This window comes from Sphingobacterium spiritivorum (genome assembly GCF_016724845.1).
GTDB lineage: Bacteria > Bacteroidota > Bacteroidia > Sphingobacteriales > Sphingobacteriaceae > Sphingobacterium > Sphingobacterium spiritivorum_A.
Genome location: NZ_CP068082.1, coordinates 292,813 through 304,802, shown reverse-complemented (window position 1 = coordinate 304,802; position 11,990 = coordinate 292,813). Strand labels below are relative to the sequence as shown.

9 protein-coding genes are annotated in these 11,990 nt (G+C 40.6%); 8 read left to right on the top strand and 1 reads right to left on the bottom strand.

Annotated elements, in window-relative coordinates:
- Positions 1 to 7: 7 nt before the first annotated feature.
- The 3 genes from I6J03_RS01405 to I6J03_RS01395 all read left to right on the top strand — a co-directional run bounded on the left by I6J03_RS01405 (position 8) and on the right by I6J03_RS01395 (position 3,313).
- Positions 8 to 1,429, top strand: a complete 1,422-nt coding sequence (locus I6J03_RS01405) for a glycogen synthase (RefSeq protein ID WP_003007667.1) — start codon at positions 8 to 10, stop codon at positions 1,427 to 1,429.
- Positions 1,430 to 1,432: 3 nt separating this feature from the next.
- The gene (locus tag I6J03_RS01400) at positions 1,433 to 2,704 is read left to right on the top strand and encodes a glucose-1-phosphate adenylyltransferase (protein WP_003007666.1); all 1,272 of its coding nucleotides are present in this window, start codon (positions 1,433 to 1,435) and stop codon (positions 2,702 to 2,704) included.
- A gap of 72 nt (positions 2,705 to 2,776) precedes the next feature.
- Complete coding sequence (locus I6J03_RS01395) at positions 2,777 to 3,313, top strand: hypothetical protein (RefSeq protein WP_003007664.1); 537 nt, start codon at positions 2,777 to 2,779, stop codon at positions 3,311 to 3,313.
- A 150-nt stretch (positions 3,314 to 3,463) separates the two neighbouring features.
- Here the strand turns inward: I6J03_RS01395 and I6J03_RS01390 are convergent, their stop codons facing one another.
- Positions 3,464 to 4,606, bottom strand: coding sequence for a pyridoxal phosphate-dependent aminotransferase (locus tag I6J03_RS01390; protein WP_003001907.1), 1,143 nt, complete (start codon positions 4,604 to 4,606; stop codon positions 3,464 to 3,466).
- 324 nt (positions 4,607 to 4,930) lie between these two features.
- Between I6J03_RS01390 and I6J03_RS01385 the strand changes: the two genes are divergently transcribed.
- From I6J03_RS01385 to I6J03_RS01365, 5 genes are all read left to right on the top strand, one after another.
- Complete coding sequence (locus I6J03_RS01385; RefSeq protein WP_201694089.1) at positions 4,931 to 5,923, top strand: cation diffusion facilitator family transporter; 993 nt, start codon at positions 4,931 to 4,933, stop codon at positions 5,921 to 5,923.
- Positions 5,924 to 6,050: 127 nt separating this feature from the next.
- Positions 6,051 to 7,841 carry a translation elongation factor 4 gene (lepA, locus tag I6J03_RS01380; protein ID WP_003007659.1) on the top strand — a complete coding sequence of 597 codons (1,791 nt, stop codon included), beginning with the start codon at positions 6,051 to 6,053 and terminating at the stop codon, positions 7,839 to 7,841.
- 33 nt (positions 7,842 to 7,874) lie between these two features.
- Entirely contained in the window at positions 7,875 to 8,759 is an 885-nt protein-coding gene (locus I6J03_RS01375; protein ID WP_003007656.1) for a bifunctional 5,10-methylenetetrahydrofolate dehydrogenase/5,10-methenyltetrahydrofolate cyclohydrolase, read from the top strand.
- A gap of 54 nt (positions 8,760 to 8,813) precedes the next feature.
- Positions 8,814 to 9,332, top strand: a complete 519-nt coding sequence (locus I6J03_RS01370; protein ID WP_201694088.1) for a Tim44 domain-containing protein — start codon at positions 8,814 to 8,816, stop codon at positions 9,330 to 9,332.
- 216 nt (positions 9,333 to 9,548) lie between these two features.
- Positions 9,549 to 11,963, top strand: a complete 2,415-nt coding sequence (locus I6J03_RS01365; RefSeq protein ID WP_003007646.1) for a heavy metal translocating P-type ATPase — start codon at positions 9,549 to 9,551, stop codon at positions 11,961 to 11,963.
- Positions 11,964 to 11,990: the final 27 nt, after the last annotated feature.

Sequence of the window (11,990 nt, the reverse complement as noted above, 5' to 3'; positions counted from 1 at the left end):
AAAGATTATGATTAATGTTATTCACCTGAGTGTTGAGTGCTATCCTGTGGCTAAAGTAGGAGGGCTGGCCGATGTGGTGGGAGCATTGCCCAAATACCAGAACCGGTTAGGTATCCATGCTTCAGTAGTAATGCCCTGGTATGATAAACCTTTTATTCTGCAACACACTTTTGCTGTGATTGCTACAGGCAGGTTTACCATGGGATCTGCAACGATAGCTTACGAGGTCTGGAAAGAAGAGGATCAGGTGTTGGGGTATGAACTCTATATGATTCGGATACCGGGGTATCTCGACCGTGCTGAAGTATATGGATATGCAGACGAAGGAGAACAGTTTATTGCATTTCAGCATGCTTTTCTGGACTGGCTGATTCAATCAGATCAGACTCCGGATGTCGTGCACTGCCATGATCATCATGTAGGCCTTATTCCGTTTTTGATGCAGTGGGGTAATGATTTTGCGCGTTTACGGGAAGTCAAAACAGTACTTACGGTACATAACGGACAATATCAGGGTTGGATGAATTGGAGCAAAGGAATTCTTTTACCAGCCTTTGATACATGGAAATGGGGACTTTTGGATTGGGACGGACTTATTAATCCGTTGGCTGCAGCTGTCAAATGCTGTACCGCATTTACGACTGTTTCTGAGGGATATCTTCGGGAGCTCTATACAGATGCCAACGGATTGCAGTCACTCTTTGCAGACGAATCGGGCAAAGGCTATGGTATTGTAAATGGTATTGATACCGAAATCTGGGATCCGCAAACAGATCCTGCTGTAAAAGTTCCTTTTCAGGCTAAAAATGTAACCTCCGGGAAAAAGGCAAATAAAGAAGCTTTCTGTAAAGCCTATGGCTTAGATCCGAAAGTGCATTTGCTGGTTTTTATAGGCAGATTTGCAACTGAAAAAGGGGCAGATTTATTGAATGAAATTATTGTTAATTTATTTGAGGTTAAAAACGAAAAATTAAGTATATTTATTTTAGGTTCCGGCGATCAGGAAATCAGAGCATCGTTAGAGGGATTAACAGGTCATTATGAAGGACGTTTTGCCGCGTTTTTCGGGTATGATGAATCCCTTGCACATTGGGTCTATGCATCGGCCGATTTGTTGCTTATGCCATCGCGTGTTGAGCCTTGCGGACTTAATCAGTTATATTCACTTCGGTATGGTACTGTACCTGTAGTGAGGGCCATCGGCGGACTCAAGGATACTGTCATTGATATTACCGCTGAGAACGGTTATGGTATTTCATTCGATGAGGCAACAGTAGAAAGTGCAATAGAGGGCATACAACGTGCTATCCTTTTTGCGGAAGACAAAGCCCGGTTCGATAAGAACAGGAAGAAAATAATGTCCCTTGATTTTTCATGGGACTCATCGGCTAAAAAATACATTCATTTATATAACCAGATAAATAAATAGATTATGTTGCCAAAAGTCGTTTCCATAGTATTGGGCGGAGGACGTGGTACGCGTCTTTATCCCCTGACCGATGAGCGGTCCAAACCAGCTGTTCCGATTGCCGGCAAATATCGCCTGGTAGATATTCCTATTTCGAACTGTCTGAATTCTGGATTTATACGGATATTCGTATTGACCCAGTTTAATTCAGCTTCGCTGAATAAGCATATCAAGAACACTTACATTTTTAGCGGCTTTAGCAAAGGTTTTGTAGACATCCTGGCTGCAGAGCAAACGAATGAAGGTGATCGCTGGTACGAAGGTACTGCCGATGCCGTAAGGCGATCGCGAAAGTATTTGCAAAATGTAGATTACGATTATGTACTTATTCTATCCGGAGACCAGCTTTACCAGATGGATTTTTCGGAGCTCATTGATTTTCACATTCAAAACAAAGGGGAGGTTACTCTTGCTACCATTCCGGTATCTAAAAAAGATGCTCCGGGTTTTGGCATACTGAAAGCAAATGAGCAGAATGAAATTACTTCTTTTATTGAAAAACCAAGTACTGAATTGCTTCCGAACTGGACTTCTGAAGTAAGTGATAATATGAAGGCACAGGGACGTAACTATCTGGCTTCTATGGGTATTTATGTGTTTTCAAAAGGAATTCTAAATCAGTTGCTGAATGAAAATCCGGGAATGGACTTTGGTAAGGAAATTATTCCCGACGCAATTGGACAAAAAAATGTTTTAAGTTATCAATATGACGGATACTGGACAGATATCGGTACAATTGATTCTTTCTTCGAAGCTAATATCGGATTGACAGATGATATCCCTTTATTTAATCTCTTTGACAAGAACACAATTTTTTCCAGAGCACGGATGTTGCCTCCTTCCAAGATTTCAGGGACTACTGTGATCAATAGTATTGTAGCGGACGGATGTATAATAGTAGCTGAAAGTCTGGAGAAATCTGTTATCGGCATACGTTCCAGAATAGGAAAAGGAACCAGATTACATTCCACCTATATGATGGGTTGTGATTATTATGAACATCTGACGGAGGTTATTGAGCTGACAAACACCCAGGCGCCACCACCTGTAGGAGTTGGCGAAAACTGCCATATTGAAAAAGCTATTCTTGATAAAAACTGTAGGATAGGAAATGATGTTTATATAAAAGGAGGTACGCATTTACCGGATGGGGATTTTGATACTTATACGATTCGTGACGGGATCGTAGTGGTAAAGAAAAATGCAATAATTCCACACGGTTTTCAAATAGGATAAGGTAAATGGGGAGATTATCCTGATGTAAGCATAATTTTTTTATACATAAACATTTATAATTAAATACTACCTATGATAGATGCTGAAAAAATATTAAAGGAAGAGCAGATGTATTTCGCTAAAGAAATCATCTGCAACATTCCTTGTCATATCGGATATGTCAAGAGATTTCGCTGGCGTTGGATGGCTACACAATTAAATACTTTTGTATTTATTGCAGAGGTGAATGGCACCATGACGCAACTCATGATGAGATCCTTTGCAAGGGCTTGCTATGACTATGCTATTCATAACAATAAAGGCTGGCCACGGGGATTGCAGTCCGGAGTCGGCGCTATAGCGATTCTGGTTGGAGATGAGATCACGCAGGACGGAGCTGCCTATTGCATGGCAGATCCCAGTGCTCATTTCTCTGCTTTCGAAGTTCCGGTCGCCTATCTTAAAAAATATAAACAGCCTGTACATTTCCGTGGTACACAGATCTGGGGAGCGATTTATTACCCGTATTTCTCTGAAATAATCCGGCGTATATGTGGAAAGCTCGCAGCCAGTCAGTCTCAGGAGTCCATGCCGCCACCATTGCCATCCGCAGATCAGGGACAGCAATAGGGTCCTTACATGCTATAGATAGTTTACAGCAAAAAAAACGCCATTTCAACCGGGAAAGAATTCTAAAATATGCGTCTTATTTTAGCAGACTGTTCCACAAGCCGAGATGGCGAAAAGTTATATCAGGTACTGAAAAGTACCTGTTTGTTTTTAGCTAAGTTTTGATAAAGCTTCTTTGATTCTTCTAAGAGCTTCTTTCAGGTTCTCATCTGAAGCAGCGTATGAAAGACGGATATAATTGTTGTTTCCGAATGAATCACCACCTACAGTAGCCACATGTCCTTCATTTAAAAGATACAAAGCCAGATCAGCAGAATTTTGGATAATATTTCCATTGCTGTCTTTTTTTCCAAAGAAAGAACTGATTTCCGGGAAGAAATAAAAGGCACCCTGAGGAAGGTTTGTTTTTACACCAGGGATATCATTCAACAGGTCATATACCAGTTGACGTCTGCGTGCAAATGCTTCTTTCATCTTATTGACACTTTCCAGTCCGCCTTCGTAAGCTGCAATACCTGCACGCTGTGAAATAGAACATGTTCCTGAAGTCGTCTGTCCCTGCATTTTATCATTGGCAGCAGCGATTTCCTTGTTTGCTGCTATATAACCCAGACGCCATCCAGTCATAGCAAAGGCTTTTGAAAAACCATTTACAACGATTACTCTGTCTTTAATGCTTTCAAATTGTGCTATAGATTCGTGCTGATCAACAAAATTGATATGCTCGTAGATTTCATCCGATATAATGTAGATCTCAGGATGTTTTTCAAACACCGCTACCAAACCTGCCAGCTCTTCTTTACTGTATACCGAACCTGTCGGATTACATGGAGAAGAAAACATAAATACTTTTGATTTAGGTGTGATTGCTGCTTCTAACTGGGCAGGCGTAATCTTGAAATCCTGATCAATTTCAGTATCTATAAATACAGATTTTCCTTCAGCCAATACTACCATTTCAGAGTAAGAAACCCAATATGGAGTAGGAATAATGACCTCGTCACCCGGGTTGACCAATGTTAACAATACATTTGAAAGGGACTGTTTAGCACCTGTAGAAACTACAATCTGCGAAATATCATAATTCAGTCCGTTCTCATTTTTCAATTTATTGACAATCGCTTGTCTAAGTTCAGGATATCCCGGAACAGGAGAATAGCGGGTGTAGTTTTCGTCAAGAGCTTTCTTAGCAGCTTCCTTAACGTTGTCCGGCGTATTGAAATCAGGTTCTCCAACACTTAAACTGATGACATTGACTCCTTTTGCGGCTAATTCACGACCAAGTTTTGTCATTTTTAGCGTAGCTGATTCGGATAAATTATTAATCCTATCTGATAAAATTGATGTTGTACTCATGGTATCACAAAGATATTATATAGAATGCAAATAATGGGTTAATTTCTTGAAAAAAGAAAAACAAATTCAGGAAATTATATCAAAATCTATAATTATGAGCCAAAACTTAAGAAGTTTAAAATAACTCGTAGTTTTGTTTACTCAAAAATGAGAGCATGGGCTGCTGATTTTCCGTACATTCAGTCCCGTTTCTTTGATCGATGATCCGGCAATTAAAAGATACGGAAGATATCCTAACGTGTTTTTTTGTAAAAATCTTAAATGATGTCCAGAGAAAAAAGATTAGTACTTCTATCCTTGATGACGGGCCTTGTTCTGATGCTGATAAAGTTTACAGCTTATCTTATTACTGATTCTAATGCGATATTTACAGATGCTGCAGAAAGTATCGTGAATGTGGTCGCATCGGGCTTTGCATTTTACAGTATCTATCTGTCTGCCCGGCCCAGAGACGAAAACCATCCTTACGGACACGGGAAAGTAGAGTTCTTCTCTGTCTTTGTGGAGGGAGGACTTATCTTTATTGCAGGGTTGATTATCCTTGTTAAGGCTGTTTATAATCTTTTCTTTCCTAATGAACTGTCCAATCTTTCAGAAGGTATAGGGTTGATTGCTGTAACCGGTCTTGTCAATTTTATTGTAGGTCTGTATCTTGTCAAAAGAGGGCGCTCACTCAAATCTTTAACGATTGAAGCGGACGGAAAGCACCTGCAGGTCGATGCCTACAGTACTTTTGGTCTCATCACCGGTCTGTTGCTTATTACCTGGACTGATCTGGCCTGGATAGATAGCGTCATCTCCTTATTGTTAGGTGCGTTTATTTTGTTTAACGGATATCGCTTGTTACGAAAGTCAATCGGCGGGTTAATGGATGAGTCTGATCTTGAACTCGTCAATGAAGTCGTAGATACATTGAATGCGGTACGGCGTACAGAATGGATAGATATCCACAATCTGCGGGTCCAGCGTTATGGAAATGAGCTACATGTCGATTGCCACCTGACACTTCCCCGATATTATAAACTGGATAGGGTACACGACGAGATTTCGGCTCTGGACACTATCGTAAATGCTGAATTATCTACCCGGACAGAATTTTTTGTACATGCAGACCCTTGTCTGCCTGAATGTTGCAGCTATTGCGGGATAGCAGATTGCGCTGTACGGTCAGCCGCATTTACTAATGATATACAATGGGATATTCAAAATGTAACCCGCAATAAAAAGCATTTTGAAAGTATAGACCCTTCGTAAAAATCACTTGTAAGGCAGGTAAAAGCAGGCTATTGTAAAAAAAACTTATCATACCCTATCTTTTCGGGACTAAATATGCTGTGAAAAAAGTATCTTTGCTGTTTAAAAAGCGATTTTAAAATCTTATATGAAGCATATTCGTAATTTCTGTATTATTGCCCATATTGACCATGGTAAGAGTACATTGGCAGATCGATTACTGGAGTTTACAAACACCATTAGTCAACGTGAGGCGCAAGCACAATTGCTTGATAATATGGATCTTGAGCGTGAGCGTGGGATTACCATCAAGAGTCATGCGATTCAGATGAATTATAAAAAAGACGGTGAGGAGTATATTCTAAACTTAATTGATACACCCGGACACGTCGATTTTTCCTATGAAGTTTCCCGTTCTATAGCAGCCTGCGAAGGTGCATTACTGATCGTAGATGCTTCTCAGGGTATTCAGGCGCAGACTATTTCCAATCTTTATCTTGCATTGGAACATGATCTGGAAATCATTCCTATCTTAAATAAAATGGACTTACCGGGTGCTATGCCTGAGGAAGTTAAAGACCAGATCATTGATCTGATCGGAGGAAACAGAGAGGACATTATTCCTGCATCCGGAAAAACCGGACTGGGGGTTCCAGATATTCTGGAAGCGATTGTAAAGCGTGTGCCTGCTCCTGTTGGGGATCCGGACGGACCTTTACAGGCTTTGATCTTTGACTCTGTGTTTAATTCGTTTCGAGGTATCATGGCCTACTTTAAAGTAGAAAACGGTGAAATCCGCAAGGGAGACCGTGTCAAGTTTATCGCCACAGGCAAAGAATATTTTGCGGATGAGATCGGAACATTGAAATTGAATCAGGTTCCTAAAGATGTCATCAAAACAGGTGATGTAGGCTATATTATTTCAGGTATCAAAGAAGCCCGTGAGGTGAAGGTAGGAGATACGATCACTCACAGAGATCGCCCAAGTCCGAATGCCATTCAGGGATTTGAAGAGGTTAAACCAATGGTTTTTGCCGGTATTTATCCTGTAGATACTGAAGACTACGAAGAATTACGTGAATCTATGCACCGTTTGCAGTTAAACGATGCTTCTCTGGTATTTGAACCGGAATCTTCTGCTGCACTGGGTTTTGGTTTCCGATGTGGTTTCCTCGGAATGCTGCATATGGAGATTATACAGGAACGTCTGGAACGTGAATTCGACATGACTGTTATTACGACCGTACCCAACGTGTCGTATAAAGCCTATCTGACAAAAGATAACGAAGAAGTCATCGTTCATAACCCTTCAGATCTGCCTGATCCAAGTAAGCTGGATGCTATCGAAGAGCCTTATATCAAAGCTAACATCATTACAAAGGCAGAATTTGTCGGCCCTATTATGTCACTTTGTATTCAAAAAAGAGGTGTTATTGTAAATCAGTCTTATCTGACTTCGGATCGTGTTGAATTAATATTTGAGATGCCGATGGGAGAGATCGTATTTGATTTTTATGATAAACTGAAGACTATTTCTAAGGGGTATGCTTCATTTGATTATACTCAGATTGGGTACCGTACTTCGGATCTGGTCAAATTGGATATTCGTCTGAATGATGAGCCGGTAGATGCCCTTTCGTCATTGATTCACAGATCAAATGCATACGATTTCGGTAAGAAGATTTGTGAGAAACTGAAAGAATTGTTGCCACGTCAGCAATTTGAAATTCGAATCCAGGCTTCTATCGGAGCGAAGATTATTGCGCGTGAGACTATCAGTGCTTTACGTAAAGACGTTACTGCCAAATGTTACGGAGGAGATATTTCCCGTAAACGTAAACTTCTGGAAAAACAGAAAAAAGGTAAGAAACGCATGCGTCAGGTAGGGAATGTCGAAATTCCGCAATCTGCATTTATGGCGGTGTTGAAATTAGATTAATAGCATCATAAAAAATCCTATTCCTATTATAACATGAATATTTTAGACGGAAAACTCGTTTCTGCAAAAATTAAAGAAGACATTAAAGCCGATGCTGCAGCTTTTACAGCACAAGCTGGGCGTAAACCTCATTTGGTAGCTATACTGGTCGGTAATGACGGCGGTAGTGAAACCTATGTTGCGAGTAAAATGCGCAATTGTGAACTTGTTGGTTTTGATTCTACAAATATCCGATACGATGTCGATATTACAGAAGCAGAACTGATTGCCAAAATTCAGGAAATCAATGCGGATGATACGATTGACGGACTGATTGTTCAATTACCTTTGCCAAAGCATATTGATCCGGACAAAATCACAGAAGCTATTGATTATCGTAAAGATGTGGATGGTTTTCATCCTGTAAATCTGGGACGTATGCAGCGTAACTTACCTTGTTTTATTCCCGCTACTCCTTACGGTATTATGCTGATGCTCGATTATTATAAAATAGAAACAGCCGGTAAGCATGCCGTAGTTGTAGGCCGCAGTAATATTGTAGGTTCTCCTATGAGTATACTATTGGCCCGTAATGCTAATCCTGGAAATTGTACAGTGACATTAACACATAGCCGTACAAAAGACCTGAAAGCAGAAGTGCTTCGTGCAGATATTATCGTTGCTGCTATCGGCAAGAAAAACTTTGTTACAGCCGATATGGTTAAAGAAGGAGCGGTAGTGATAGACGTAGGTATTAACCGTGAGGATTCTACAGAGACAAAATCCGGCTTTAAACTGTATGGTGATGTGGATTTTGAGCATGTAGCACCTAAATCTTCCTGGATCACGCCGGTACCGGGTGGAGTAGGATTGATGACTATTGTGGGATTGCTGAAAAATACATTGGAAGCTGCCAAAGGTAATATCTACCAAAAGTAAAATTTTTGGTACAGAAATTGTTCAATTTGGTCTTTAAACTAAATTAAATTGAATATGAAAAAAATTGCACTTTTAGCGGTAGTTGCCACAGCTCTGACTATGGCATCATGTAATAACTCATCAAATCAGCACGCAGGACATGATCACGCAGATCACGATTCGATAACTGCTGGAGACCATGTCGATGCCGCAATTTCTGATCTTCAGAAAGCTGAAGCAGATGCAAAAGCAAAAGCTGAGCAAGCTAAAAAGGATTTGGATGATGCTATTGCCCGCGGAGACAAAAAAGCTGAAGAAGCTGCCCGTAAGGCCTCTGAAGAAGCGAATACTGCCTGGGAAAAAACTAAAACAGCATTAAAAGATGCCGGTCAGGACATTAAAGAAGGATTGGATAAAGCTGCAGATGCTACAGGTAAGGCAACAAGTGATGCTGTTGAAGCTACTAAAGATGGTGCAAATAAAGCAATAACCGAAACAAAAGAAGCCGCTGAAAAAGTTGGGGATGCAACTAAAAAAGCAGCGAGCGATGTAGAAAACAAAGCTAAAAAAGTAGGTGAAGCCTTAAAAAACTAAAAATCAGTATAAAACATATTGATTGTTAATTTTAATTGGAGCGTCTGATCGAAAGATCAGACGCTTTTTGTGTAAATAAATCCCTGTGGTATCCTTATTTAAGGAATTTTTTTCAATAATTTCAGATAATGATATACATATATGCTGCAACTATATAACAGATTAATGCGCATATTTCTGAAATTTGCAGTGTTCAAGTCGTAAAGAATAATATACATGACAGCAGATACTAAAACTCCGATTTATATTCCACTTGCAGATGTGGAAAGTGACCATGGTGCACTTATCATTGACAAAGAATTAGATAAAATCTCCGGCATACAGACGCACAAGGTCGAGCTAAATAATCAACGTGCTGTAATTACGGCTAAAGATCCTGAAATCATAAATAAGTCTGTTTCCGCTATCCGGAATCTCGGATATGAGGTGATCACTACGCGTAAAACATATCCGGTACTGGAAATGAGCTGTGCATCATGTGCTTCCAGTGTAGAAAGTTTGCTGAAATACCTGCCGGGTATAGTTCGTGCAGATGTCAATTTTGCCACAGCCTCTGTGGCAGTGGAATACTTTCCAAATATGACCAATCCGGATCAAATACAGAAAACTGTACAGTCAGGGGGATATGATCTTTTGATAGAAGACGAAGATAATCAGGCTGCAACTCTGGAAGAGATCCATCAGGATAAATTTAATAAGCTAAAAAGGAAAACCATCGGCGCAGCTATTATAACGCTGCCGGTAGTGATTATAGGTATGTTTTATATGGATATGCCTTATGCAAATCCGATTATGTGGCTGCTTTCTACTCCGGTCGTCCTGTGGTATGGCAAAGATTTTTTCATTAATGCCTGGAAACAAGCGAAGCATCGTTCCGCCAATATGGATACACTGGTTGCCCTGGGATCAGGAATTGCTTACGTTTTCAGTGTATTTAATACTGTCTACCCATCCTTTTGGACAGATCGCGGCATCCATGGTCATGTTTATTTTGAAGCAGCAGCTGTCATTGTGACTTTTATTCTGCTCGGAAGATTGCTCGAAGAAAAAGCTAAAGGTAATACCTCATCAGCTATTAAGAAACTGATGGGTTTACAACCTAAGACCGTCACTATAATCCGGGATAACGGAGAGCAACAAATTACTCCCATCGCCAATGTACAGGTCGGAGATATACTGCTGGTCAAACCGGGAGAACAGGTCGCTGTGGATGGACTGGTGATCAGCGGACAGTCTTATGTAGATGAAAGCATGCTGAGCGGAGAACCTGTTCCTGTAAGTAAACAGGAAAATGAATCTGTCTTTGCCGGAACAATCAACCAGAAAGGTAGCTTTCAATTTAAGGCTGAGAAGGTCGGATCTGAAACAATGCTGGCTCAGATCATCCGGATGGTACAGGAAGCGCAGGGAAGCAAAGCTCCTGTACAAAAACTGGTCGATAAGATCGCCGGAATATTTGTACCTGTTGTCATTACGATCGCTATAATTGCCTTTATTACCTGGATCCTTGTGGGCGGAGATAATGGTTTTTCACAGGGACTCATTGCATTAGCTACTGTGCTGGTCATTGCATGTCCTTGTGCATTAGGTCTCGCTACTCCTACGGCTATTATGGTAGGAATAGGCAAGGGTGCTGAGAAAGGTATATTGATTAAAGATGCTGTAAGCCTTGAACTGGCTAAAAAAGTAACCGCTGTGGTACTGGATAAAACGGGTACCATTACAGAGGGTAAGCCTGTAGTCACAGATAGTCTTTGGTATACCGAAAATCAGGATATCAGACGGGTTTTACTCAGTATTGAAAAGCAATCAGAGCATCCGCTCGCAGATGCTGTTGTCAAACATCTGGCAGATAGCAGCACATTGGCTATCTCAGATTTTGACAGTTTAACCGGAAAAGGAGCAAAGGCAAGTTTTCAGGATACGATTTACTATGTTGGTAATCGTAAATTGATGCAGGAACAGGATATCCATATTCCGGATGATATTGCTGAAACTGCAGATAAATGGAGTAATGAATCTAAAACGGTTATCTGGTTTTCAGATGACAAGCATGTTCTGGGATTATTTGCAATAGCGGATCAGATCAAGGGAACTTCGATACAAGCTATTCAGGAATTAAAACAGGCAGGTATAGCGGTGTATATGCTCACCGGAGATAACGATGCAACAGCCAAAGCTATTGCTGCTGCGACTGCTATTACTGCATATAAAGCAGAGGTACTTCCTCATGAAAAAGCTGAATTTGTAAAGCAACTTCAGCAACAGGGTAAGATTGTAGCTATGGTGGGTGACGGTATCAATGACAGTACAGCGCTTGCACAGGCAGATGTCAGTATAGCGATGGGTAAAGGAAGCGATATCGCTATGGATGTAGCTAAGATGACCATTATCTCTTCGGATCTTACCAAGATCCCTGAAGCCATCCGTCTTTCCAGACAAACGGTAGCTACAATCCGTCAGAATTTGTTTTGGGCATTTATCTATAATGTTATCGGTATTCCATTGGCAGCCGGCGTATTGTATTCTGTAAATGGCTTTTTACTGAACCCGATGATTGCTGGAGCTGCAATGGCACTCAGCAGTGTGAGTGTGGTAAGTAATAGTCTTTTGCTGAAAATGAAAAAATAATATTATACATTATTACCATAATGATGT

What these genes read in the sequence shown, in the direction of transcription:
- I6J03_RS01405 (WP_003007667.1), top strand. Translation starts at nt 8, where the DNA reads ATGATTAATGTTATTCACCTGAGTGTTGAGTGCTATCCTGTGGCTAAA.
- I6J03_RS01400 (WP_003007666.1), top strand. Translation starts at nt 1,433, where the DNA reads ATGTTGCCAAAAGTCGTTTCCATAGTATTGGGCGGAGGACGTGGTACG.
- I6J03_RS01395 (WP_003007664.1), top strand. Translation starts at nt 2,777, where the DNA reads ATGATAGATGCTGAAAAAATATTAAAGGAAGAGCAGATGTATTTCGCT.
- I6J03_RS01390 (WP_003001907.1), bottom strand. Translation starts at nt 4,606, where the DNA reads ATGACAAAACTTGGTCGTGAATTAGCCGCAAAAGGAGTCAATGTCATC.
- I6J03_RS01385 (WP_201694089.1), top strand. Translation starts at nt 4,931, where the DNA reads ATGATGTCCAGAGAAAAAAGATTAGTACTTCTATCCTTGATGACGGGC.
- lepA (WP_003007659.1), top strand. Translation starts at nt 6,051, where the DNA reads ATGAAGCATATTCGTAATTTCTGTATTATTGCCCATATTGACCATGGT.
- I6J03_RS01375 (WP_003007656.1), top strand. Translation starts at nt 7,875, where the DNA reads ATGAATATTTTAGACGGAAAACTCGTTTCTGCAAAAATTAAAGAAGAC.
- I6J03_RS01370 (WP_201694088.1), top strand. Translation starts at nt 8,814, where the DNA reads ATGAAAAAAATTGCACTTTTAGCGGTAGTTGCCACAGCTCTGACTATG.
- I6J03_RS01365 (WP_003007646.1), top strand. Translation starts at nt 9,549, where the DNA reads ATGACAGCAGATACTAAAACTCCGATTTATATTCCACTTGCAGATGTG.